This is a genomic window from Granulosicoccus sp. 3-233 (assembly GCF_052681095.1).
In genome coordinates this window covers 174112-198552 of record NZ_JBQYLE010000009.1, presented here as the reverse complement: position 1 = coordinate 198552, position 24441 = coordinate 174112, and the positions used below count along the sequence as shown (strand labels likewise).

The following is a 24441-nucleotide window of genomic DNA, read 5'->3' as shown; positions in this document are numbered from 1 at the left end:
GGTATTCGATTTCCAATGACACCACTATCCATTCTTGTAAGACGTTACATGGCCGGTACTTCAGGCAAGGCACTTGTACTGGGGTCGACGCTGCTTGCGGCACCGCTGTTGTGGAGCGGGAATGCATCCGCCGCCGGTCTCAAGGAAGTCTATGAGCTGGCAGTGCAATACGATGCAGAGTATTCGGCCGCAGCCTATGATCTGCAGGCGGCTCGCGAGTCCTTGCCATTGGCACGCTCGACATTCAGACCGCAGGCATCCTTTGTCGGCGAGGCCGGGCTGGGCACTCTGGCCGATGATGGCGAAGGGTCCTACGGCGAGACATCATTGGCTCTGTCGCTGAGCCAGTCACTGTTCAATCGGGCCAACAGCAAGTTGGTGGATCAGGCAGAGATCGGTGTGCTGCAAGCCGAGGCTCAGTATGCGGCCCTGGGCCAGGCACTGATTCTGCGCGTGGCCAACGCCTATTTCGATGTCTTGCGGGCTGAAGCCAATCTCGAATTCAGCCAATCGGAGCTGGAGGCCATCAGACGGCAGCTGGAGCAGGCAGAAGGGCGTTTCGAAGTCGGGCTCGTACCAGTGACGGATGTGCGGGCGGCGCAGGCTCAGCGCGACCTGGCCGTGGCTCAGGAAATCGATGCCCGCAATCAGCTGTCCACGGCCCGGGAAGCCCTGCTGTTGATCAGCGGTGTCAATCCCGGAGAGCTGGCAACCCTGGCTGAAGACCTGCCTCTGCAGTCTCCGGATCCAGCGGAAATCGATAGCTGGGTCGATCTGGCCAGAGATCAGAACCTCGAGCTGGTGATCGCGCGATATGCACAGGACAGCAGTGAGGCACAACTGGCCATTCAACGAGCCGGCCGATATCCGACGCTGGATCTGGTCGGTTCTGCCGCCTCTACCCAGACAGATAATGTCAGCAGTTCCGATGCGGACGTCGCCGAGATCAAGCTGCAATTGAGCGTGCCTCTGCTCACGGGGGGACGCATCAAGGCGCAAGTGGCTCAGGCGCGGGCCGAGTCACTGTCCGCCGGAGAGCAGGTAATGGCTCAGGAACGTGCCACCGTGCAGCAGACCAGAGACGGCTACCGTGGTGTGCAGGCATCGATCAGTCGCGTCAAGGCTCTGCGTCAGGCGCTGGTATCGACCCAGCAGTCGGCCGATGCGACAGAAGCCGGATTCCGTGCAGGTACCCGGACGTCGGTGGAAGTATTGCAGGCACTGCGCGATACCTACAGCGCCCGTTCGGATTACGCCAGCGCACGTTATGACTACATTCTCAATCGGCTCAATCTGCAGGCTGCCGCAGGCACTTTGTCGGAAAGCGATATCACGGCCATCGACCAATACCTGCTGGAAGAGGCCGAATAAGGCCCGGCGAAAATCGAATGACGCCTTCAGGTCGGAGCGGATCTGCAGGCGAAATCGATCACGCCACCTGTGATGCAGCGGCTGTATCGATCGGGACCGGGTGGCGCTCATCCCGCTTGCAGAGCACATGCTGTGTAATACAGGCCGCTACCGGATCGTCGGCCATGGCATCGCGTATCATTTCCGAAAATCCGCAAAGCGGCTTCCTTCCTCTACTTCTCGACTCTTTCAGTGACCACCCGATCCTGCCTGCGAACATTGTCTTCTCCCATCATGTGTTCGAAAGGATGTCTGTTGGCCATACTGCTCGTGTTGTTTCCAGCGGCATTCACTCAGGCTCAGCAGGAGCAGACCGTCGATGGGGTGCCAGGCAATGAAGTACCACGCTATTTCACGTTTACCTTCGAAAACGACCTGTTCGTCGGGGAAGACAACGGGTATACCAATGGCCTGGGCCTGACCTTCGGCAAGGGACCTTTCCGCGAGTTCAACGATACCAATCTGCCTCGCTGGTTACAGCCGCTCATCAGTAACAGCTATCTCAATCGCGGTGAGGGGATGCGTCGCGGGGTGGCACATATGTACGCGCAGCGCATGCAGACGCCTCAGGACATCACCGTGGCCGAGCCGATCGAAGGGGACTTGCCCTATGCCGGCTTGCTGGCATGGCAGGGAACGTTCTATGAATACAACGAGTTTCGCTCGGATCAGGTTTCGCTGTCCCTCGGCATCGTCGGACCGGCATCGCTGGCCGAACAGGGCCAATCCATCATTCATACGATTACCGGCTCGGATCAGCCCGAGGGCTGGAACCTTCAGTTGAAGAATGAGCTGGTTGGCAGAGTCGAGGCCTTGAGGGTGTGGAAGCTGGCTCGATCCACTGCCGGACCCCGTGGCTGGGATGTGCTTGGGTTGGGCGGCGTGGGTCTGGGAACCCTGCAATCAGGCATGGGTGCTGGCATTGCCATGCGCTGGGGGTCGAACCTGGAGTACACGCATTCCACCTTCTCTCTGGAGGCTGACCGACAGGTCAACCCTCTGGCCATCAGGGAATCCAATGGCTTCTATGCCTATGCAGGCGCGAAGGCTGGTGTGGTTTTCAATGATGTACTTGTTCAGGGGAACACCTTCACCGACAGTCACTCGGCCGAACTGGAGCATTGGCAGAACCAGCTATCGGCAGGGCTGGTATGGAGCATGGGTAAGCTGGCTTATGTCTTTCAGCTGTCCACTTTCAGCTCGCATATCGAGTCCACCGACAAGCGTGAAAAATACGGCGCATTGAGTGTGACCTTCCGATACTGAAACGCCATGCGCGGTGGCTGGCGTCAGTGCATCACGTTTGCAGCGCGGCCTATTGACGATGACCAGCGGTATCTTGCAGATAGAACTGCGTCATCAGTGAATACAACTCGGGGTAGGCCGCAATCAGATTGTCAGGTGTTTCGAAAAACACCTCACTGAGCACGGCGAAGAACTCCGCCGGGTCGGTTGCACCGTAGCGATCGAGTCCTTGCTTGGGGTGTAGCTGGAAATCCTCGAAGGCCTCGTTCATCAGTTGCGACCAGTTGCCAGGGCTCATGTCGCGTTGCAAGGGTGGGAATCCGTTTGCAAGGCCATTCATCATGTCCAGCTTGTGCACGAATTCGTGAATGACGACATTGTGACCGTCCACATGACCAGCCTGTTCGGCATCCCTCCAGGACAGGACTACGGGTCCTCGCAGCCAGGCTTCCCCGCTGAGATGTCGGCTGCCCGAGTGCGTCACTCCGAACTCGTCGACAATACTGCTTTCACGGGTAAAGGCGTCGGGGTACACAATGATATCGGACCAGCCGTCGTACCAGTCCAGACCCAGATTGAGAATGGGCAGGCAAGCTTGCAAGGAGATGGACTGGCGCATCGAATCGCTGAGCACAAGACCACCAGCTCCGCTGAATCGCTTGGCATGCAGAAACAGGGTCGCCAGCTCGTACAGGCTCAGTCTCTGCCTGCTGCTCAATCGATCAAGGACTGGCAGACGAGCAGCGGCCTGTTGCCAATCGGATGTGGAAAATGGGCTGTTGGCAAGGATTCGTCCTTTTCGCCACTGCCTGAAGAACTCGAACATGCAAGACTCGAACAATTCACCGATTGCACAGGAAGTGTTGGCGCAAGTCGACTTTACAAGATCCCGGACACAATCAGGAGCCCCTGATGAGCACTGGGGGTGTTGCCCGTGACGTAATGTCGCTCTGTCGCAATCCGCTCAGACTACTGCGCGGGGTAGTCTCGTCCGGCACGTGCCCGGTAGGCTGGTAACGACAAACCCCGTATCAGTCCCAATGCGCGTACGGCAAAGCAGGTCATGACGCCGCAGAACTCCGGCATCAGATAAGGTAACTGTGTGTATGCCGTCAGGCAGGCGTAGACGAGAGCGCCAGTCAGAGCTGCTGTCGCGTAGATCTCGTGACGCAGGATGAGCGGAATCTCGCCGCAGAGAACGTCGCGAATCAGACCGCCGAAAGTGGCAGTGGACAAACCCATGACAATGGCGATGGTCGTGCCGAACCCTGAGCTGATAGCCAGTTTCGCCCCCAGTACGCTGAACAGGCTGAGTCCTATGGCGTCAGCCCACAACAGCACTCGGTAACGGTACTCGACGAAAGGTGCAGTGAAGTACACCAGTATGGATACGATGACACACAGTCCCACGAAGTGAGGCTGGCTGACCCAGAAAACCGGGAGTCCCAGCAGGAGGTCGCGCAGCGTGCCGCCGCCAATACCCGTAACCGTGGCAATGAGTGCGAAACCGACAGGGTCGAGACACTTGCGGGATGCCACCAGCGCGCCACTGATTGCGAAGACAGCAACGCCGGCAAGATCGAGCCAGACCAGTATCTGGTCAACTGTTTGAGCTATGTTGTCGATGGTCTGACATTCTTCCGCAAGTAATGAGACGTCAAGGTCTGCTGTCAGTCAGCGGCGACCCTGCGGCTGCCCATTGGCCACAGGTACAGTTCTGCAAGCTGGCTGGAACACGCCGAGCGGGAGTATACAGGTTCTCGACAACTCATCAAGACAGCTGCTTCAGCCGGTGTGCGGAACCCGGGAACCTGTGTCAGGTTCCCTGGATCGACTGCAATACGGACTCCGGCGTGATGGGCAGATGGCGTATCCGGACACCGACGGCGTTGTAGATGGCATTGGCGATGGCGGGCGCAATGACAGTGGTTCCGGGTTCGCCCAGTCCTACCGGTACTTCCTGGCTGTCGATGAACTCGATTTCCATATCGGGGGTATCGATCATGCGCAGCGGCGTATAGGTGTTGAGGTTGCGCGCCTGTACATTGCCGTTCTCGAATGCAGTGCCCTCGTGCAGGGCCATCGACAGACCCCACAGTGCAGCGCCTTCGCATTGCGCCCGAGCGCCATCCGGGTCAACCACCGTTCCGCAGTCGAAAACCAGCCAGAGTTTCTGCACGTCGATGGTGCCGCTGGTTCGGTCGACGTGCAGTTGCACGGCAGCCGCTGTCCATGTCGGCATGTCCCGCGACTGACCGAAGGTTGTCGCAATGCCGATGGCGGAGTCACTCTCCAGATCGTCGTGTGCCGGGGCGGACAGCTGAGCCAGTCGTTGCAGCACGGCCGCCTGGCGTCCGGCACCACCCACCGAGTTCGGCGACGAACCGGCGTTCATGCCCTCTGCCTTCAGATGCTCCAGTCGAAAGGCCAGGGGGTCCTTGCCCAGCCGGTGTGCGGCTTCATCCATGAAGCTCTCAACGGCAAAGTTGGTCCAGCCCGGGCCGACCGAGCGCAACCAGCCGGGACGAAAGGTCTTGTTGGCCAGGTCATTCGGAATGGCGCGAACGCGATGAGCGCCAAGCGAATACCAATGATCCGCGCCGTCGATGGCGAATGGATCGTAGGCGATACCATTGACGCCCTTGGGCATGAAGGAGGGCACCAGAACACCGGTCGGCCAGCCGGCCGCCGCATGATGTTCCATGGCGGTCACGGCCTGCGCGCTGTCGAATGCCATGCGCAGCCGTTGCACGCTGGGCGAACGTGGGCTGTCGAACTGTGCGTCCTGCTCGCGAAACAGCATCAGTTTCACCGGTTTGCCGCCCAGAGCGCTGGATGCCAGAGCAGCCGGTACTGCATAATCGCCGTTCAAGCGCCGGCCGAAGCCACCTCCCAGCATGTAGGAACGCATGACGATCTTCGACGTGTCTTCGCCGAGCGCCTTGGACAGTGTGGGCAATATCAGTGACTGCCACTGGTTGCCCGTGTGAATTTCCCAGATACCTTCAGCGTTGCGATAGGCCGTTGCGTTGACCGGTTCGAGTTGAAAGTGCAGCACGGTGGATGTCGTGTATTCGGCTTCCAGTGTGTCACTGGCCTTGGCAAATGCGGCACCGGTCTCGGTGTTGCCGGTGTCCAGAATCGCACCGCTACTCTCGTCCTCGATGAGAGCCCGTGAGCGCTCCTGAATGTCGGCTTCTGAAACGTCTGCCGTGTCGCCTGCATTCCAGCTGACCCGGACCTTGTCCGATGCCCACTTGGCGGCCATCAGCGATTTGCCGATGACCACGACCCAGCCGGGTACCGTGTCAGACGGGTCGTCCAGGGTCAGGGTTTGCAGGTATCCCTGGACTGATCTGGCCTCGCTATCGTCCACCGAGGCAACGCTGGATCCCAGCCGTGTCGGCGGGAGCAGGGGGACACCATAGACCATGCCCTCGATACTGGCATCGATACCGTAGATTGCCTTGCCATTGGTCTTGTTGGCGATATCCAGAGCCTTGACGTCCTTGCCGATCAGTTGCATGTCGGCATGCTGCTTCAGCGGCAACTGATCCAGTTCTTCCTCGCTGAAACGGCGAGACAGTCCTGCCTCGACCAGTTCACCGTAACTGATGGTCCGACCTCCGCCCACGACACGACCCCGGCTGGCGGAGCATTGCGACGCCTCTATGCCCCAGCGTTCGGCTGCCGCTGCGATCAGGGCGGTACGACCCGCGGCACCAGCCTTGCGGTATACCGACCAGCTTTGCCAGACCGACCAACTGCCACCGGTGACCATGGTGCCCCATTTCTCGTCGGTATCGACGTGCGTGATATGTACATCTTCCCAGGCCACTTCCAGCTCATCGGCCAGTATCCTGGCAATGGCCGTGCCCACGTGCTGACCCATCTCGGCACGGATGATGTTCACCGTGACCTGTCCATCGGTATCGATGCCGTACCACAGGGTGGGCTCGAATTTTTGCCCTGCAGGCTCGATGGGCGCTCCATCGGCCTCTTCCGGATCCATGGCTGCCTGAGCGGCCACCGGGAAACCGAATGTGGCGCCGCTGACAGCCATGGAGATCAGGAAACCTCGTCGTGCCATGTCAGGCTGGGAAGAGGCCTTCTCGCGTAATCTGTCAATGATCATTCGCTGATCGTCTCCTGGTTGGCGGCAGCGGCCTGGCGAACAGCGTTTCGGATACGAGGGTAGGTCATGCAGCGGCACAGATTGCCCGTCATGACTGCATCGATGTCCTCATCGCTCGGGTCGGGAATGTCCTGCAGCAGTGCGGCTGCCTGCATGATCTGACCCGATTGACAGTAGCCGCACTGGGGAACTCGCAAATCGTTCCAGGCGATCTGCACCGGGTGCTGGTCATCAGCATCCAGACCTTCGATCGTTGTGATGTCTGTTCCTGCGACGGCCGACAGGGGGGTGATGCAGGAACGGGTCGCTCGACCGCCGACATGCACGGTACACGCACCACACAGTCCGATTCCACAACCGAATTTCGTGCCGGTCAGACCGATCTCGTCCCGAATGGCCCAGAGCAGGGGCGTTGCGGGATCGGCGTCGATGCTGACATCGCGCCCGTTCACCTTGAAGTTGATCATCATCTATCCTGTGTTTGCTCAGTGAGCTCTGATGGCGGAGACGGTATCGCCGAGATCCGGCCATGGTGTTCTGTCGGTTCGAGTACGACGCAGATACGCCGCAATGGCGGCGACCTCCTGATCGTCCAGCGCGCTTCGAAAGCCAGGCATGACGATGCCGGGCAAACCCTCTTGATTGCCCACCCCATCCAGTATCACGTGTATCAGATTGTCGGGCTGATCCAGTCGAGTGGCCGAGTTGACGCCCAGATCGGGTCGGCCCAGTTCGATCTGCTCACTGTTGTAATGGCACGATGCGCAGGCTGTCACGTACAGTCGTTCGCCCTGATCCTGGCGATAACTCTTCTTCGGTTGTCCCTTTGCAAGGCTGGCAGCGATGATCTGTGCAGGCTCTTCGCCCGTCCTGATGTCGTCGTTCTGCGCGGCGAGGTAGGTGCCAATGGCCTGCAGATCACTGTCGGGCAGTTCTCGCAAGCCGGCATGCACGACCGGGCCCATGGGGCCGGCGGCAACGCCGTGCGCACGCGTACCACCATGCTTGAGGTATTCGCTGAAATCCCGAGCCGTCCAGCGAATGGCTGCTGCATTGCTGCCATTCAGTGCCGGAGCCGTCCAGCGGTCGATGGTTGCACCATCGAAGTGCTCACTGTCGATTTCTGCACCCAGGGCATTGCGTGGCGTGTGACAAGCGCCGCAATGCGTCACTCCCTCGACCAGGTAAGCGCCACGATTCCACTCATCGGACTGCTGTGGATCCTTCTCGTACCTGCCGCTATCGACGAACAACAGCTTCCAGCCGGCTTGCAGAATGCGTTGATCAAGAGGGAATGGCAGTTCGTTGTCCTTCTGCGTGGATCTTGCCGGTGCCACCTCGCTCATGATGTAGGCATATACATCATCGACATCCTGATCGCTCATCAGTGTGAAATGGTTGTAGGGGAATGCCGGAAACAGGTGGCGGCCCTCGCGATCCACGCCGTCCTGCATGGCTCGTTTGAAGGCCTGTGCCGACCAGGCACCGATGCCGGACTCGGGATCCGGGGTGATGTTGGTGGAGTACACGGTGCCGAAATCGGTCTCCATGGGATAATTGCCCGCCCAGGGCTCTCCACCGACGGCGGTATGACAGCTTGCGCAATACCCGGCAGCGGCGATGACTCGGCCTCTTTCCACGGCGTCATCGTCGAATGCCTGTTGCGTGCCCGTGGCCACCTCTTCCATTGCCGGGTGGTAGGCGTAAACGGCAAATGCGCCCGCAGCCAGCAGTGCCAGTATGGCCGCGCTGACGAGTATGTGTTTGATCATTGAACAAGGGTTTCCCGGCCATGCCGTCAGCGACAGCCGGGATCGCAGTGGAAACCGGGCAGCGCGGAGGGGTGAAATCAATAGCGTCGGCAGGCGACGACATCGTCGGGGGATTATCCGGTTCTGACACCGGTTTGAACGTGGAATGCCAGATCTACACGGTGTGTGTTGTCGAACATCCGGCAAGGAGTGGCGATGGCGGGCGCAGGGTAGCCTTGTCCGTTCACATCATCGGCGCTGAAAGTACACCAAAGCGTGTCTGTGGCACCGCGCCATTGGCTGATGAGATCGGTTTGTCGGCAGTGGCTGGCTTGATGCCCAGCTCTTCTTGGGTCTTGAGGAGGCTAGATGCCCAGCTCTTCATGGGTCTTGGGGGCTAGATGTCCAGCTCTTCGAGTTCAGTCAGCAGGTCCAGCAGAGTTTCGTATTTCTCTTCGCCGAGCGCCTGCTTGAAGGAAGCTGATATCTGTGCTGATCTTTCATGGTTGTCGTGAATCAGCTGTTGGCCTTTGGCCGTGATGGCCAATGTCAGCCGTCGACGATCGCGCGTGTCAGTGGTCCGTGAGATGTACCCTTTCTCCAGCATGGAATGCGATATGCGGGTGAGACTGGGCAAGAGCAGGCAGGTTCGATGTGCAAGTCTGGAGGAATCCTGTGGCCCGAGTTCGGACAGAACGCGCAGGACACGCCATTGTTGTTCGGTGATATCCGTCTTCGACAGCATCTCCCGAAAGGGTGCCATCACCTTCTCGCGTGCTCGTAGCAGCACAATGGGCAGCGACCGGGCTGTAGGCGGTAGTGCAAGAGTGGATGGGTTCGTCTCGTCTCTGTTCATTCCGTTGTTCCAGCTTGTCAGACGTCAGCTTGGTGCAGTATGCTGCGGGGCGGCAGCCAAAGCTCATGGCAAGTCACTATAGCAAGCCTGAAGAAGGCATTGGGCCGCCCGCACTCCCCAGCCTGTTAGCCTCCGATTTCTCGCTTGATCGGCTTTTTACAGAAATTGTCAAAGGTGTCGGGCTCAGGTCTCAACATGTCTCATCTGGAACAATATCGCAGCGATTTCGGATCGTACAATCGGGGCGCCAGGTGAGGGTCGAAACGTCTGGAAGTGTGCAACCGGTTCTGGCTCGGCAACATCGCTACCGGATGCGTTTGCGTAACGGAGGCTGTTGCATCGAAGCGGCTGATTCCGGATCGCATGACGCTTCCAGATCCGACAGCCTTTCTGGCAAGAGACTTCAAACCGCGGATGGTGTGGTGGGCGCCAGCAAGGCCATTGTTTCAGCCAGGCTGCTTCTTGCGTATCCGACTCCTTCCCGCTACATTTTCCCCAGAGTTGCGACAGGAAACAATCAATGATCACATCTCGAGTCAAGGAATTGCTGGCGCAGAGAATTCCCGGGTACGCCTTGTCCCAGCCGTTTTACAATGACCCCGAGATTTTCGATGCCGACATGGACGCCATCTTCTATCGGGAATGGCTGTTCGCGATTGCTGCCTGTGAGCTGGAGAAGACGGGCAGTTACGTGACCCACCAGGTCGGGGCTTACGGCATCATTCTGGTGCGTGGCGCTGATGGTCAGATACGGGCCTTTCACAATACCTGCCGTCATCGCGGTTCCATTCTGTGCAAATCGGAAAAGGGGAATGTACCCAAGCTCGTCTGCCCCTATCACCAGTGGACCTACGAACTGGATGGCAAGCTGATCTGGGCGCGAGACATGGGGGACGACTTCGATGCCTCGGCGTTCGGATTGCGACCGGTACACTGTCGGGAAGTGGCGGGCCTGGTCTACATCTGTCTGGCTCACACAGCGCCGGATTTCGACGACTTCGCAGAGCTTGTTCGACCCTATCTGGAGCCACATGATCTGAACAATGCCAAGGTCGCCGTCGAGAGCAGCATCGTGGAAAAGGGCAACTGGAAACTGGTCTGGGAAAACAACCGCGAGTGCTACCACTGCGGTGGTAATCATCCGGGCCTGTGCCGCTCCTTTCCGGATGATCCGGTCATTGCCGGTGGACCTGATGCCGGAATCCCTGACTATGTGCAACAGCACTACGATCGCATGGCAGCTCTGGATTTGCCATCGCAGTTTCAGATGGGGCCGGATTATCAGTATCGTGTCGCTCGTGTGCCGTTGCTACCGGGAGCCAAGAGTTTCACGATGGATCTGAAGCCGGCGGTCACTCGCCCGCTGGGACATGTCAAGGATGATTCTGCAGGGACTCTGTTGAAATACCACTACCCCAGTACCTGGAATCATTTCCTGCCGGACCATGCCATCGTTTTTCGAGTCACGCCCCTGAGCCCGACCGAAACACAGGTGACCACCAAGTGGCTGGTTCACAAGGATGCAGTAGAAGGCAGGGATTATGATGTTCAGAGATTGTCCGAAGTCTGGAATGCAACCAATGATGAGGATCGGCGAGTGGTCGAGGACAATCAGAAGGGAATCAATTCCCCCGCGTATGAACCCGGACCCTATTCCGCGGTACAGGAGCGGAGTGTCATGGAATTCGTCGACTGGTACATTCAGGCAATGACCCGTCGCTCTCGCGCAGTGATCATGGAAGTTGCCTGAGCCCATGGATGATCTCGTTGCTTCAAACCGTCATGCCGTCTGGACTGACTCGGAAGAGCTTGAGTGCGTATCCGTACTTCCCGAAGTGCCCAATACCGCAAGCTTTACCTTTCGAGCCGTATCGGGTGCCTTGTTCGATTTCCAGCCTGGTCAGTTCATGACGCTGGAGCTGCCGTTGCCCGATGGGGTCATTCATCGGACGTATACGATCTCTTCATCGCCGTCGCGACCTCGCTCCATTTCCATCACGGTCAAGGCGCAGCCGGACAGTATCGGTACGCGCTGGATGCTGGATCACCTGGTGCCGGGAACCCGCATCAGGGCCATGGGACCCGCAGGCCAGTTCACTCTGCTGAACTATCCGGCCGAGAAGTATCTTTTCATCTCGGCGGGCTCCGGTATCACTCCCATGATGTCCATGACGACGTGGATGTTCGATCATGGAACGGAACCTGACATCGTCTTCATCAATTGCGCGCGGCGCCCATCGGAAATCCTGTTTCGCGGTCTGCTTGAGCACATGGCAACACGGTTACCGGGGCTGTACGTCAAGTGGGTGATCGAAGAGCCGGAACGATTCATACCCTGGACCGGTTTTCAGGGACGCTTCAACCAGTTGTTACTGGGCCTTGTGGCACCGGATTATCTTGAGCGAGAGGTCTTCTGCTGCGGTCCGGAACCGTTCATGCACTCGGTGCGGGATGCGCTGAGCGGGCTGGGCTACGACATGGACCACTATCATCAGGAAAGCTTTCAGGCTCCTGTCGCCACCGAAGCCGAGATTCCGGAACTTGATGATGTCACGCCCGATGGCAGTATCGATGCAGAAATCGTTTTCGCACAGTCCCAGCGGACGGAACGCTGTACGCAAAACGACACGGTGCTGGCCGTGACACGTGCCTCGGGACTCAACATTCCCTCGGGTTGTACCTTCGGGGTATGTGGTACCTGCAGAATCAGAAAGCTCGAAGGGGAAGTGCACATGGTGCACAACGGTGGTATTTCCGAGGATGACATAGCCGAAGGTTACATTCTTGCCTGCTGTTCCTACCCGATGGGCAAGGTAACGGTTGACGTATAGAGCCGTATCGACCTGAGCCGGTATTCCGGCAGTTCAATCGCCTTGCCTGGCTGACACAGGGCAGCCAGTGTTTCCGTTTAGCGTCAGCTGGTGGTTCTCTTCGTCATGTGGATTGCCTGTCGTCAATCGGCCGTCGGGTTCTGCTTGTCGAAGGCAATGAGTATTTCGCCAACTCGGACGCCGAATTTTCGCATGACGGCTCGATTGATCAGTACATCATCCTGCAGGTACATCCAGTCGTCGAGTTGGACCGCCAGTGTTCTCTGTTTCCAGGGAATGTTCAGCGTGTATTGCCAATTCAGTGCATTACCCCGGCTGAAGCCGATGGCGACACCTTCCACATCGTCTGCCGTGCCAGTGTACCTGCTTTTTTCCATGCGTTTGATTTCCCATATGCGCTGACTGATTTCGCCGTCGTCGAAGATGAAATCCTCGTTCAGCGTCAACGTTCGAGTCTGCTCGTCCCAGAGGCCCTCGATGTGCACCTTGAAATAGCGAATCGGTGAGCCACCGCGATTCAGAACGATGCCGTGCGCTCGTGTATTGCCAGCGAAATACTCCTCTACCAGGAAGTCCTGACCGTTGATCGGGATGGTGTCAATCTTCATCGTGGAGCAGGCACTTGCCATCAGCGTGATCAGAAGGACGGCGAGCGAGCACGGGCGCATCATGCGGTTGAGTCGCATCATCCATTACCTGCGTGTCCACCGATGAGCTTGTGTCTGATGTCCGGGCGAGAGGTATCAACCGATAGCCAGATGGCCAGAAACGACATCGAGAAATCGGGGTCGTCGACACTGCCTATCGCCTGGCCGTTATGCAGAAAGCGGTTGGCTCCGCTCGCATCGACTTCCAGTCGCAGCGTGTCATGCTTTCTGATATCGGGCCAGAGTTCGGCAAGTGTTGCCAACCAGGGCTGGAACCTGTTTTCGGGTATTCCCAGTTGCTGCCATTGATCCCTGGTTGCGTTGATCAGATCGTGCCGGTCGATGTTGCGGTAGTAGACTATCTCCAGCGCCTGAGGATAGTCGTCGGATGCGTAGGTCCCGTCATCGGTCAGCAATGTCACGTTGTAGAGCTTGAAAAATGCCCAGCGCATGTCGCTGTCGCCCACGGGTACCCAAATCTGTTGCCTGGCAGAAATCGGGGTGGCGATCGTCATAAGCAACAGGGCTGAAAACAGCAGGTTTTTCATGTCGTGAATCCGGATGATGTCTGCATGCCAGTGAGCACTCGACGGGTCTGATGTGCGACCCGGGTGTCCGGCAAGCTGTGTAGTGATCCTTACGGTTGCGGCAAGCGAGCGGATCTGCGCCTTGTTCGCAAAAGGCGTTAGCTCGGTCAGCAGATCTCCGGGGCCGATGTGTTAGTGTTTTCGATCAGGGCTTGCTCAGGCTTTGTGGCAGAGCAGGCATTCTCGACAACAGAACTCAGGGACATGAACGCATGAAGCCAGCATCTCTTTGGATAGTGTCAGTGGCGGCATTGACTCTCGGCGCCTGTGCCACCTCGACGCCCGACGTGTCGGACACCAGCATGAGTTTCTTCATCACCAGTGCCAATCCCGGCAAGGGAGCAGACCTGGGCGGACTTGACGGGGCTGATGCCTATTGCGGCGCTCTGGCCACTGCAGCGGGCGTCACGGGCAAGACATGGAAGGCCTATCTGTCCTCCAGTTCGGAAGATGCTCGCGATCGCATCGGTTCCGGCCCCTGGTACAACGCCAGCGGTGTCATGGTGGCATCCAGTGTCGAAAATCTGTTGGGAGACAGCAACAATCTGACGAAACAGACCTCAGTCAACGAGAATGGAGATATTGTCAATGGCCGTGGTGATGAGCCCAATCGTCATGACATTCTCACCGGCTCGGCGGCCAATGGTCGATCGACTGGCAGTCATTGTGAGGGCTGGACCAGCAGCGGGGAGGGCAGTGCAACCGTCGGGCATCACGACCGCACGGGGGGTGGGGATGATCCGACTTCCTGGAGCTCGGCGCACAATTCACGCGGTTGCAGTATCGAGGCATTGCAGGCAACTGGCGGCGATGGACTCTTCTATTGCTTCGCGCAATAGTCATTGTCCGACGGCTGGTGGGGTCAGGCTGACCTCCTGCAACAGTCTCAGGTCATCGATGATGATGATGTCGAGAGGTTTTCCGCGTCCACGGACATGAACCGTATGTCTGGGCCAGGTAGGATGAAAATGTCCTGCCTGGCGTAGTGCCTGCTCCGAGACGATGAGTCCGCATTCGAATTCCTTGGTCAGGGCTTCCAGTCTGGCGGTGATATTGATGTTGTCGCCAAGAGCGGATACCGTCGGCGCGTCCGGTGGACCCATCGTCCCCACGATGGCATCGCCGCAATGAATACCGATACCGACTCTGAGTGGTTCCTCCAGTTCATCCGCCAGCCATTCACTGAGTTGCACCATTCTGCTCTGAATCTGCACGGCCCCAGCCAGCGCCTTGCGACAACCGTTGGCAAGATCACCATCCAGACCATACAGTGCCATCAGTCCATCGCCGTTGAACGTGGCATAGTGTCCACCCGTGGCACGCAGGGCTTCGTCCAGCTGGATGAAGAACTGGTTGAGTATGAAGACAACGTCATAGGGAAGCTTCTGTTCGGCCAGGCGGGTAGAGCCGCGCAGATCCACGAACATGCAGGCAACCTTCTGTTCATGTCCCATGACACCCACCGAGACGCGGGCGGCAGGTGCCGACACATCTGCCTGTAACAGGGGCGTGATGGTGATGTCCCGCTGTGGTTTCAGCTGGCAGGCCAGCCTGACGTTGGGGGCGGCTCTGACGCGTTGCAGGGCTCGACGTTCCAGTTCCTCGGGTTCCGGAAGACTCTGGTCGACATCGATGATGCGAACTCGACAGGTGGTGCAGCGGCCCCGTCCTCCGCAGATGGCGGTATGGGGAATGCCCGCCTCGCGCAGCGTTTCCAGAACCGTCTGTCCCTGTCGTGCGGGCAACTGCCTGCTGCTGGGTGTATGAGTGACGAAGAAGCCGCCGCGTTTTCTGTCCCTGTGGTTGCGCAGAGCCCGCATGAGCAGCACCGCGATGAGCAGCACGGCAAACAACCAGAGGAGTCCTTTCTCGGTCTGCATCAGCAGCTGGATCCGGTCCGGGTCGGCGCTGCTGATGGCCTGTCGAAACTCGATTATCGCAGGTGTGTCGGCAGGCAACTGCCGGCTTTCAACCCCGGCTCGCAGAAAGCCGAGAGCCGCCAACAGAGGAATGACGAGGCACAAGGGGTAGAGGATCGATTTCCAGCGTGAATAATCCGGCTTGTGCCGGAGCCAGAAGTGGATGCCGATGCACATGTGCGTCCACGCCAGGGTGAGCAGCAGGTATTGGCGAACGACTCCCGACGGATTGTTCCAGAGTCCTGATACCACGACCGTATAGTTTCTGTAGATATCGAGAAATTCGTAGGTTCCGCGGGTGCCGGCAACGTGTGCGAACAACAGGATCGGCAATGCCAGTGCCATACCGATCTGCGTCAGGTTCCAGCCAGGCAGGCGCAGACTGCGTCGGCGGTACAAGGCAACGAACATCAGTCCGATGTGCACGATGAATGCGGTGTACAGCAGCAACTGCATCACGGGTATCGACCAGAACGCTGCCAGCGCGTTGCCCATGACATTCATGGCTGACAGGGAGATGATGCCGAGTCCGGCGTTGAGCAGGTGCAGGACGAGAAAGAAGGCGATGACCAGTCCGCTGGAGATTCGAAGGCGGTGTTCCTGTTTCGAGTTCACTGTTTCTCCGGCATGGCAAGGATCAATCGCGCAGGACTACAGGCGGGAACACCACGGCATGATGCCAGATTGTTCAAGGCTGCGGGTGAGGCCTTTGTCAGTGTGACACCGCCAGTGGTGCCGGTCTTGGCTGTCGGGTTCTGCCTGAGCTGTTCTGACCTATCTGTAGAGCAGCGATCGTCGGCAGTGCTGCAACGGGCTGACTCTTGCGAAGGTGTATTGCAATCTGCAGCGTGCTGGTCGGCGCAATGATCCCGACGATGGCCATCCGTTTTCGCGCAGGCGGAAGAAGGGGCTGAGCAAGATGTCGTAAGTCGGAGCCTTGTGTTGTCGCGTTGAGACTGTCATGAATGCTGGTCACGTCAGCTCAGGTTACAAGCGGGGTTTGCACGGTTTAGCAAGTGGAGTAGGCTGCCGTTATATGGAACTGATTACTTGCGCCAAGTACCATTTTCGAAGCAAGGCAGGTTAAGATACACGCTGTCCCATCCAAGCGCAGCTCGATTCCGCCGCGGGTCGTGCAGCATCAACACACCACGATTTACCATGAGGAGCATCTCTTTGCCAATCTGGGGTCTAGTGCTGCGTTGCTCTACCTACCGAGGCGAGCAACCATGAGTTCGATAACCATCGACAAGGGTCTTGATCTGCCTCTCGACGGCAAGCCCGAACAAACAATCCACGACGCAAGGCCGGTGACGGCAGTGGCCCTGACGGGTCGTGACTACCTGGGTCTGCGTCCGACAATGGCAGTGGCAGAAGGTGACCATGTCACGCTTGGTCAGCCACTGTTTTCCGCCAAGCACGACGCAGCTGTCAAATTCACGGCACCCGGCTCGGGTGTGGTCGAATCCATCCATCGAGGAGCTCGTCGTGTCCTGCAATCGGTCGTCATCAGGTTGGACGCCGATGAAGAAATACCGACGCTGACCGATCCCGTGTCGCCTGACGAACTGTTCAGGCTCGAACCGCAAGTGGTTCGCGAGACACTGTGTCGTACCGGTCTCTGGACGGCATTCCGCACTCGACCCTACAGCAAGATACCGCACTCCGACTCTGCAGCAGATGCGATCTTCGTGACGGCCATGGATACCAATCCCCTGGCGGCCGATCCTCAGGTTGTCATCGCCGAGCAGGCTGACGCCTTCGGTCATGGTCTGCAGGTGCTGACCAAGCTGACCGACGGCAAGGTGCATGTCTGCAAGGCCGTCGGTGCCAATGTACCTGTTCCGGAAAACCAGCCATCGACACACGGTGGTGGAATTCACAGCAGTGAATTTGCCGGTCCACATCCGGCCGGTCTGCCGGGTACACACATACATCACCTGCATCCGGTCAACGAATCCCGCACGGTCTGGCACCTGGGTTATCAGGATGTCATTGCCATTGGCAAGTTGTTCACCACTGGCAAGCTCTGGACAGAGCGTGTCATTGCGCTGGCCGGCCCGGTAGTCACGAAGCCGCGGCTGCTGCGGACACGCCTGGGTGCCAGTACGGAAGAACTGGTCGCTGATTCACTCGAAAAAACCGAATGCCGGATCATTACCGGTTCTGTTCTCTCCGGTCGTCGCGCTGCCAATCAGACGGCCTATCTGGGTCGTTATCACACGCAGTTGTCGGTGCTGGCCGAAGGCCGCAAGCGCGAGTTGCTGGGATGGATCAACCCGAAAAGCAACAAGTTCTCCATCACCAATGTGCTGTTCTCCAGCTTCAATCGAGAACGAGCCGACTTCGAGTTTCACACGTCCACCAACGGCAGTCCGCGGGCCATGGTACCCACCGGCAATTTCGAACGCGTCATGCCGCTGGATATCCTGCCGACACAGCTGCTGCGTGCGCTGCTGGTGAGTGACACGGACATGGCGCAGAAGCTGGGCTGTATGGAGCTGGACGAAGAAGACCTCGCATTATGTGCCTTCGTGTGTTCCGGAAAATACGACTACGGGCCGGTACTGCGCAGTAACCTCGAACAGATCGAGAAGGAAGGCTGATACTATGTCATCGATGCGACGCTGGCTGGACCGCGTACACCCGCTCTTTGCAAAGGGTGGTCAGTACGAGAAGTACTATGCCTTGTACGAGATGGTGGATACATTTCTGTATACCCCATCCGATGTAACCCGAACCTCACCTCATGTGCGCGATGCGATCGACCTCAAACGGGTCATGAGCTATGTCGTGCTTGCCACCTTGCCGTGCATCTTTGCCGGCTTGTGGAACGTCGGCTATCAGGCCAACCTGGCCATGGCAGACATGGGTGTTGCCAACGCCGAAGGCTGGCGAGGGGCCGTGCTTGGTTTGCTGGGTGTCGACTACGACCCCTCGAGCCTCTATGACAGCTTTCTCCACGGTCTGATGTATTTTCTGCCGATCTACATCGTCACGCTGGCGGCGGGTGGATTCTGGGAAGTCACCTTTGCTGCCGTGCGCAATCACGAAGTCAACGAAGGCTTTCTCGTGACATCCATGCTGTACGCCCTGATACTGCCCCCGACCGTGCCGTTGTGGCAGGCGGCTCTGGGTATCTCCTTCGGCGTCGTGATCGGCAAGGAAGTCTTTGGCGGTACCGGCAAGAACTTCCTGAATCCGGCATTGACCGGACGTGCTTTCCTGTTCTTTGCCTATCCGGCGCAGATGTCCGGAGACGCGGTCTGGACTGCAGTCGACGGCTTCAGTGGTGCCACTGCCCTGAGCCTCGGCGCGCAGGGTGGTATGGAGGCAATCCGTGCCGGTGGCATCGAATGGATGGATGCCTTCTTCGGTTCCATTCAGGGTTCCATCGGTGCAACATCCACACTGGCCTGTCTGCTGGGCGCCGCGTTCCTGATCTATACCCGCATTGCATCGTGGCGCATCATTCTGGGTGTCTTTCTCGGCATGGTGGGCACCAGTGTCCTGCTGAACCTGATTGGCAGTGATACCAACCCGATGTTCGGCATGCCCTGGTACTGGCACCTGGTGGTGGGTGGTTTTGCGTTCGGCATGGTCTTCATGGCAACGGATCCAGTCAGCGCATCAATGACCAATACCGGGCGCTGGATATTCGGTGCACTGATCGGTTTCATGACCGTGATCATACGGGTGGTCAACCCGGCGTATCCGGAGGGCATCATGCTGGCGATCCTGTTCGCCAACCTGGTCGCTCCGCTGATAGATTACGGTGTCATTCAGGCCAATATCCGTCGTCGAATGAGACGCACAGGAGCGGCAAGTTGAACAGTCCAATCGATAAAACGCCAGAGGAAAAACAGGACGGTCCCGATCCGCAACAGGTGGTGCGACGCGATGATCTGGCGACGGGCAAGCAGCCTCCTGCAGACAATGGTCTCAAGGGGCGGTTCATGTCGGTCATGGCCTTGCCCAATGACAGCACCAAGAAGACGCTGGCCGTTGCTCTGGTCATGTGCCTGGCCTGTTCCATTCTCGTGGCCGGTGCGGCTGTTCTGCTGCGACCGCTGCAATCGGCGAACGCTGCACTGGATCGCAAGCGCAACATTCTTGCGGTAGCCGGATTGTTGCAGTCGGGCGAGGATGTCGAAGCGGCATTCGCCAATGTGCAACGACGCATGGTGGATCTGGAAACAGGTGAATTCACGGACAAGTTCATGGACGTGGAGTACGACCAGTACGTGGCCGCGCGTGATCCGGAACTCAGTGTCTCGATTCCAGACGATGAGGACATTGCGGGCATCGGTCGCAAGGCTCGCTATTCCGAGGTCTATCTGGTCGGCGAGGGCGATGATTTCACGCAGATCATTCTGCCGGTCAACGGCCTCGGGCTGTGGTCCACGCTGTATGGCTTCGTATCGCTGGACAGCGATCTCAGGACCATTCAGGGCCTGAAATTCTACGATCATGCCGAGACTCCCGGTCTGGGAGGAGAAGTCGATAACCTGGAATGGCAGGCTCAGTGGAAGGGCAAGCTGGCCTATGACGACTCCGGAGACGTGCGGATTCAGGTGATCAAGGGCGTTGTCGACGAGAATTCTGCCGATGCTGCCTTCAGTGTCGATGGCCTGGCGGGTGCGTCACTGACCAGTCATGGGGTGACGCAGCTGCTGCGGTTCTGGCTTGATGAACAGGGCTTTGGAACCTTCCTTGAAAACCTCAGACAGCAAGGGGCATAGATGATGGACGCGGATACCAGGAAAGTCGTCTTCGACCCATTGGTCGATAACAATCCGATCACGCTGCAGATACTGGGTATCTGTTCGGCACTGGCTGTTACCACTACTCTGGCAGCATCCCTGCTGATGGCAGTGGCCCTGACCACGGTGGTGGCCTGCTCGAATGCATCGATTTCACTGATACGAAATCACGTGCCCTCGAGCATACGCATCATCGTCCAGATGACCATCATCGCCTCGCTGGTCATTGTGGTGGATCAACTGCTCAAGGCCTTTGCCTATGATGTGGCCAAATCGTTGTCCGTATTCGTTGGCCTGATCATCACCAACTGCATCGTACTGGGTCGTGCTGAAGCCTTTGCAATGAAGAACCCGCCCATGATCAGCATGCTCGATGGTCTGGGTAACGGCCTGGGGTACAGTCTGGTGCTGATCCTTGTCGGAACCGTCCGCGAACTGTTCGGCTCGGGTACCTTGCTGGGTTACACGATTCTGCCTTCCATCAATGACGGGGGTTGGTACTACACCAACGGCATGATGCTGCTTCCACCCAGTGCCTTCTTCATCATCGGGCTGATGATCTGGGGCATCCGTAGCTGGAAGACGGCGCAGGTCGAGAAGGCGGACTTCCGTATCAGCGATGCTCACAGCTCGGAGGTTCTCTGATGGAGGCGCTGCTAAGCCTTTTCGTCAAGTCGATATTCATCGAAAACCTGGCGTTGTCGTTCTTTCTGGGGATGTGTACATTCCTGGCTGTTTCCAAGAACATCGGCACAGCCATGGGGCTGGGTACTGCGGTCATCTTCGTACAGGCCATCACCGTACCGGCCAACAACCTGCTGTACCAGTACCTGTTGAACGATGGCGCGCTGGCCTGGATGGGCTTGCCGGATGTCGATCTGAGCTTCCTGGGTCTGATCTGTTATATCGGCGTCATTGCGGCGCTGGTGCAGATTCTGGAGATGCTGCTCGACAAGTACTTCCCGGCTCTCTACAACGCACTCGGTGTGTTCCTGCCGTTGATCACGGTCAACTGCGCCATTCTGGGTGGCTCTCTGTTCATGGTCGAGCGCGACTACGGGTTCAGCGAAAGTGTGGTTTACGGGGTCGGCAGTGGTGCCGGCTGGGCGTTGGCCATCACGGCGTTGGCGGGAATTCGTGAAAAGCTCAAATACAGCGATGTCCCTGCCGGTCTGCAAGGTCTGGGCATCACCTTTATCACCGCTGGCCTGATGTCTCTGGGTTTCATGGCATTTTCGGGTATTCAGCTATGAAGCCCTCGCGATTGCACAAGAAAAACATGAATGTGACTGAATTCGGACACACGGGAGCGTGCTGTCATGGTTGAGATAATTCTGGGAGTTGTCCTTTTCACCGTCATCCTGCTGGTGCTGGTCGCCATCATCCTCGGCGCCAAATCGAAGCTGGTTGCCAGTGGCAATGTGGACGTACTGATCAACGGTGAAAAGACCATCCACACGCCCGTTGGCTCGAAGTTGCTGGGTGCATTGGCTGACGCTGAACTGTACGTGGCTTCAGCCTGTGGCGGTGGTGGTACCTGTGGCCAGTGCAAGGTTCGGGTGCTCGAGGGGGGCGGTTCGATCCTGCCGACCGAGACCGGTCATATCAACAAGCGCGAAGCGGCGGAGGGCGGTCGCTTGTCCTGCCAGCTCACGGTCAAGCAGAACATGCGTATCGAAGTGCCGGAAGAGGTCTTCGGTGTACGCAAATGGGATTGCACCGTGCGTTCCAATGACAACGTGGCGACCTTCATCAAGGAGCTGGTGCTGGAATTGCCCGCTGGCGAGACGGTGCCGTTTCGTGCCGGAGGCTACATACAGATCGAGTGCCCGCCCCACCATGTGAAGTACAGTGAGTTCGACGTGGAAGAGAAATTCCGTGAAGACTGGGATCGATTCAATCTCTGGAAAATCGAATCGAAGGTATCCGAGCCGGTGATGCGTGCCTATTCCATGGCGAACTATCCGGAAGAGGAAGGCATCATCATGCTCAATGTGCGAATCGCTTCTCCGCCACCCAGTCGTATCGACGACGTGCCGGCGGGTGAGATGTCATCCTGGATATTCAACCTGAAGCCGGGCGACAAGGCGACCATTTCCGGTCCTTACGGCGAGTTCTTTGCAAAGGACACCAAGAACGAAATGGTGTTCATCGGTGGTGGTGCCGGCATGGCGCCGATGCGTTCGCATATCTTCGATCAGCTGATGCGCATCCACTCCGATCGCAAGATCAGTTTCTGGTATGGAGCACGAAGCCTGCGCGAGACATTCTATGTCGATCATTTCGACAGACTGGCAGCGGAGAACGAGAATTTCGAATGGCATCTGGCACTTTCCGATCCCTTGCCGGAAGACGAATGGACGGGTTATACCGGCTTCATTCATAATGTATTGCTCGAGAATTATCTTGCAAATCACCCCACGCCGGAAGACTGTGAGTACTACATGTGCGGGCCCCCGATGATGAATGCGGCGGTCATAGACATGCTCCACGAACTCGGTGTGGAAGACGAACACATCATGCTTGACGACTTCGGCGGCTGAGTCGATTACGAGGCAAATGAGAAATATGAACAGACGCAGCTTTTTGAAGTCATCCATGCTGATCGGTGGCGGTATCCTGCTTCCCGCAGGTGTCATGTCACTGGTTGGACGCAGTGGCACCGCAAGCACACCGGATCTGGCCGGTTTCGACGGACTGGTCATGGGCACGGGTTACAGTGTGCGACTTGGCGGTAGCGTCAAGGACGGTCTGGAGCAACAGGTACTCTCGGTGCTTCGCGATGTCGATACCCACATGTCCACCTGGAAGTCCGATTCGGAACTGTCACGACTGAACCGAAGCACAGACGGTGACTGGCAGGTCATGACACCGGCGACCACACAGGTGATTGCTCATGCCATGTCTACCAGCGAGATGTCCAACGGGGCCTTCGATGCGACCGTCGGTCCACTGGTCGACCTGTGGGGATTCGGAGCGGGTAGTGTGTCAACAGGTGATGCGGTTGCTCGCGGTCAGCGACCGGGAACGCAATCCATCAGTCAGACAATGGCTCGCATCGGTCATGAGCACATCGAGGTCGATCTGCAAGCCAATGCGGTTCGCAAGCGCAAATCCGATATCGCGCTGGACCTTTCCGGTATCGCCAAGGGACACGCGGTCGATCGAGTCGCTCAGGTTCTCGATGCCAACGGTGTCGACAGCTATCTGGTCGAGGTAGGTGGTGAGCTGGCAGCCAAGGGACGCAAACCTGATGGCAGCGCCTGGAGAGTCGCCATCGAGAAGCCGGAAGCAGGACGTCGTGATGTCTTTCGTGTCATCGATCTGGAAGACCGGGCCATAGCCACCTCTGGCGACTATCGCAATTTCTTTGATGATGGTGGTCAGCGCTATTCTCACGCCATCGATCCGCGCACGGGACAACCGGTGCATAACGGACTGGCTTCTGTCAGCGTCGTTGCCGATTCCACCATGGCGGCTGATGCCCTGTCGACATCGTTGATGATCATGGGTGCCGACGAGGCCATGGCCTTTGCAGAGCGACATGATGTCGCCGCCCAGCTGATACTGAAGTCCGGTTCTTCTCTGGCAGAGCGCCACAGTTCAGCATTCTCGGCGTTGTACGGTTAACGATCACGATCGACTGGAGAGACTTATGATGTCACTGTTCCTTGTCACGTTCGGCATTATGGCTCTGGCAATTGCCGGTATGGCCATCGGTGTCATCTTTGGTCGAACTCCCATTGCCGGTAGCTGCGGTGGACTGAATGCCGTCAATGGCTCCGGCGCCTGTCAGAGCTGTTCACGACCCTGCAGCAGCAAACGTGCTGCTGCGATGGCCAAGGGAGGATTCTGATGCTCAAGTCCATCAAGGTCAGCGACTACATGGCTGCCAGTCTGGTCACATTCAATCCGGAAACGGAAATGCGCCTGGCCATCAGCCAATTGGTCGAGAAGCGCATCTCCGGTGCTCCCGTCGTTGATGACCACGGAAACCTGGTCGGCGTCCTGTCCGAGCAGGATTGCATGAAGGTGGCTCTGAGTGCCGGCTATCATGACGATTACGCCGGTCAGGTAAAGGATTACATGAGCAAGAAGGTGACAACCATCGATGCGGATACCAGTATCCTGACTCTGGCGCAGATGTTCATCGATTCACCGTTTCGTCGATATCCCGTCATACAGAACAATCGGTTGGTCGGCCAGGTCAGTCGACGGGATGTACTGCGAGCTCTGGAAGCGATTTCCTGAGCTTCAGGGTAATGGCGGTAGCTTCCAGCATCGATAGACTGCCTTG

At 57.9% G+C, this 24441-nt stretch carries 23 protein-coding genes; 14 read left to right on the top strand and 9 right to left on the bottom strand.

Translation table 11 applies throughout. The features are described 5' to 3' along the window. Nucleotides 1-15 precede the first annotated feature (15 nt). Both ACUNV4_RS21870 and ACUNV4_RS21865 read left to right on the top strand, forming a co-directional pair. Nucleotides 16-1371, top strand: a complete 1356-nt coding sequence (locus ACUNV4_RS21870) for a TolC family outer membrane protein (RefSeq protein WP_430880752.1) — start codon at nt 16-18, stop codon at nt 1369-1371. A gap of 294 nt (nt 1372-1665) precedes the next feature. Next, nucleotides 1666-2676, top strand: a complete 1011-nt coding sequence (locus ACUNV4_RS21865; RefSeq protein WP_430880751.1) for a lipid A deacylase LpxR family protein — start codon at nt 1666-1668, stop codon at nt 2674-2676. Nucleotides 2677-2725: 49 nt separating this feature from the next. On the opposite strand, the gene ACUNV4_RS21860 is transcribed toward ACUNV4_RS21865, so the two are convergent. The 6 genes from ACUNV4_RS21860 to hpaR form a co-directional block, all read right to left on the bottom strand. Beyond that, nucleotides 2726-3481 carry a M90 family metallopeptidase gene (locus ACUNV4_RS21860; RefSeq protein WP_430880750.1) on the bottom strand — a complete coding sequence of 252 codons (756 nt, stop codon included), beginning with the start codon at nt 3479-3481 and terminating at the stop codon, nt 2726-2728. Nucleotides 3482-3624: 143 nt separating this feature from the next. After that, on the bottom strand, nt 3625-4194 hold the full coding sequence (locus ACUNV4_RS21855; RefSeq protein WP_430880749.1) for a trimeric intracellular cation channel family protein: 570 nt from the start codon (nt 4192-4194) through the stop codon (nt 3625-3627). A 277-nt stretch (nt 4195-4471) separates the two neighbouring features. Further along, nucleotides 4472-6790, bottom strand: coding sequence for a xanthine dehydrogenase family protein molybdopterin-binding subunit (locus tag ACUNV4_RS21850; protein WP_430880748.1), 2319 nt, complete (start codon nt 6788-6790; stop codon nt 4472-4474). Next, nucleotides 6787-7257: a (2Fe-2S)-binding protein gene (locus ACUNV4_RS21845; protein ID WP_430880747.1), complete on the bottom strand. Its 471-nt coding sequence runs from the start codon at nt 7255-7257 to the stop codon at nt 6787-6789. The genes ACUNV4_RS21850 and ACUNV4_RS21845 overlap by 4 nt, the downstream gene beginning before the upstream one ends. 18 nt (nt 7258-7275) lie before the next feature. After that, entirely contained in the window at nt 7276-8562 is a 1287-nt protein-coding gene (locus tag ACUNV4_RS21840; protein ID WP_430880746.1) for a c-type cytochrome, read from the bottom strand. Between the two features lie 376 nt (nt 8563-8938). Beyond that, entirely contained in the window at nt 8939-9397 is a 459-nt protein-coding gene (hpaR, locus tag ACUNV4_RS21835; RefSeq protein ID WP_430880745.1) for a homoprotocatechuate degradation operon regulator HpaR, read from the bottom strand. Nucleotides 9398-9917: 520 nt separating this feature from the next. Here hpaR and ACUNV4_RS21830 point away from each other — a divergent pair. Both ACUNV4_RS21830 and ACUNV4_RS21825 read left to right on the top strand, forming a co-directional pair. Continuing rightward, nucleotides 9918-11147: an aromatic ring-hydroxylating oxygenase subunit alpha gene (locus ACUNV4_RS21830; RefSeq protein WP_430880744.1), complete on the top strand. Its 1230-nt coding sequence runs from the start codon at nt 9918-9920 to the stop codon at nt 11145-11147. Between the two features lie 4 nt (nt 11148-11151). Next, nucleotides 11152-12228 (top strand): 2Fe-2S iron-sulfur cluster-binding protein, encoded by a 1077-nt coding sequence (locus tag ACUNV4_RS21825; protein ID WP_430880743.1) that lies wholly within the window; start codon nt 11152-11154, stop codon nt 12226-12228. A 122-nt stretch (nt 12229-12350) separates the two neighbouring features. Here ACUNV4_RS21825 and ACUNV4_RS21820 read toward each other — a convergent pair whose 3' ends face one another. Both ACUNV4_RS21820 and ACUNV4_RS21815 read right to left on the bottom strand, forming a co-directional pair. Continuing rightward, nucleotides 12351-12857 carry a DUF3833 family protein gene (locus ACUNV4_RS21820; protein ID WP_430880742.1) on the bottom strand — a complete coding sequence of 169 codons (507 nt, stop codon included), beginning with the start codon at nt 12855-12857 and terminating at the stop codon, nt 12351-12353. A 56-nt stretch (nt 12858-12913) separates the two neighbouring features. Next, the gene (locus ACUNV4_RS21815) at nt 12914-13423 is read right to left on the bottom strand and encodes a chalcone isomerase family protein (protein ID WP_430880741.1); all 510 of its coding nucleotides are present in this window, start codon (nt 13421-13423) and stop codon (nt 12914-12916) included. 251 nt (nt 13424-13674) lie between these two features. Here ACUNV4_RS21815 and ACUNV4_RS21810 point away from each other — a divergent pair, with 251 nt between their 5' ends. After that, nucleotides 13675-14301 (top strand): hypothetical protein, encoded by a 627-nt coding sequence (locus tag ACUNV4_RS21810; RefSeq protein ID WP_430880740.1) that lies wholly within the window; start codon nt 13675-13677, stop codon nt 14299-14301. Here ACUNV4_RS21810 and ACUNV4_RS21805 read toward each other — a convergent pair whose 3' ends face one another. Continuing rightward, nucleotides 14302-15996 carry an adenylate/guanylate cyclase domain-containing protein gene (locus ACUNV4_RS21805; protein ID WP_430880739.1) on the bottom strand — a complete coding sequence of 565 codons (1695 nt, stop codon included), beginning with the start codon at nt 15994-15996 and terminating at the stop codon, nt 14302-14304. 614 nt (nt 15997-16610) lie between these two features. Between ACUNV4_RS21805 and ACUNV4_RS21800 the strand changes: the two genes are divergently transcribed. From ACUNV4_RS21800 to ACUNV4_RS21760, 9 genes are all read left to right on the top strand, one after another. Next, on the top strand, nt 16611-17987 hold the full coding sequence (locus ACUNV4_RS21800; RefSeq protein WP_430880738.1) for a Na(+)-translocating NADH-quinone reductase subunit A: 1377 nt from the start codon (nt 16611-16613) through the stop codon (nt 17985-17987). 4 nt (nt 17988-17991) lie between these two features. Continuing rightward, complete coding sequence (locus ACUNV4_RS21795; protein WP_430880737.1) at nt 17992-19212, top strand: NADH:ubiquinone reductase (Na(+)-transporting) subunit B; 1221 nt, start codon at nt 17992-17994, stop codon at nt 19210-19212. Continuing rightward, nucleotides 19209-20123, top strand: a complete 915-nt coding sequence (locus tag ACUNV4_RS21790) for a Na(+)-translocating NADH-quinone reductase subunit C (protein WP_430880736.1) — start codon at nt 19209-19211, stop codon at nt 20121-20123. The genes ACUNV4_RS21795 and ACUNV4_RS21790 overlap by 4 nt, the downstream gene beginning before the upstream one ends. 3 nt (nt 20124-20126) lie before the next feature. Then, nucleotides 20127-20789, top strand: a complete 663-nt coding sequence (locus ACUNV4_RS21785) for an NADH:ubiquinone reductase (Na(+)-transporting) subunit D (protein ID WP_430880735.1) — start codon at nt 20127-20129, stop codon at nt 20787-20789. Then, complete coding sequence (nqrE, locus tag ACUNV4_RS21780) at nt 20789-21397, top strand: NADH:ubiquinone reductase (Na(+)-transporting) subunit E (protein ID WP_430880734.1); 609 nt, start codon at nt 20789-20791, stop codon at nt 21395-21397. The genes ACUNV4_RS21785 and nqrE overlap by 1 nt, the downstream gene beginning before the upstream one ends. Nucleotides 21398-21463: 66 nt before the next feature. Further along, nucleotides 21464-22687 carry an NADH:ubiquinone reductase (Na(+)-transporting) subunit F gene (nqrF, locus tag ACUNV4_RS21775; protein WP_430880733.1) on the top strand — a complete coding sequence of 408 codons (1224 nt, stop codon included), beginning with the start codon at nt 21464-21466 and terminating at the stop codon, nt 22685-22687. Nucleotides 22688-22712: 25 nt separating this feature from the next. Continuing rightward, nucleotides 22713-23774, top strand: a complete 1062-nt coding sequence (locus ACUNV4_RS21770) for an FAD:protein FMN transferase (protein ID WP_430880732.1) — start codon at nt 22713-22715, stop codon at nt 23772-23774. A gap of 28 nt (nt 23775-23802) precedes the next feature. Next, on the top strand, nt 23803-24000 hold the full coding sequence (gene nqrM / locus ACUNV4_RS21765; RefSeq protein ID WP_430880731.1) for a (Na+)-NQR maturation NqrM: 198 nt from the start codon (nt 23803-23805) through the stop codon (nt 23998-24000). Next, nucleotides 24000-24395 (top strand): CBS domain-containing protein, encoded by a 396-nt coding sequence (locus ACUNV4_RS21760; protein ID WP_430880730.1) that lies wholly within the window; start codon nt 24000-24002, stop codon nt 24393-24395. Before nqrM ends, ACUNV4_RS21760 begins: the two co-directional genes overlap by 1 nt. Nucleotides 24396-24441 lie beyond the last annotated feature (46 nt).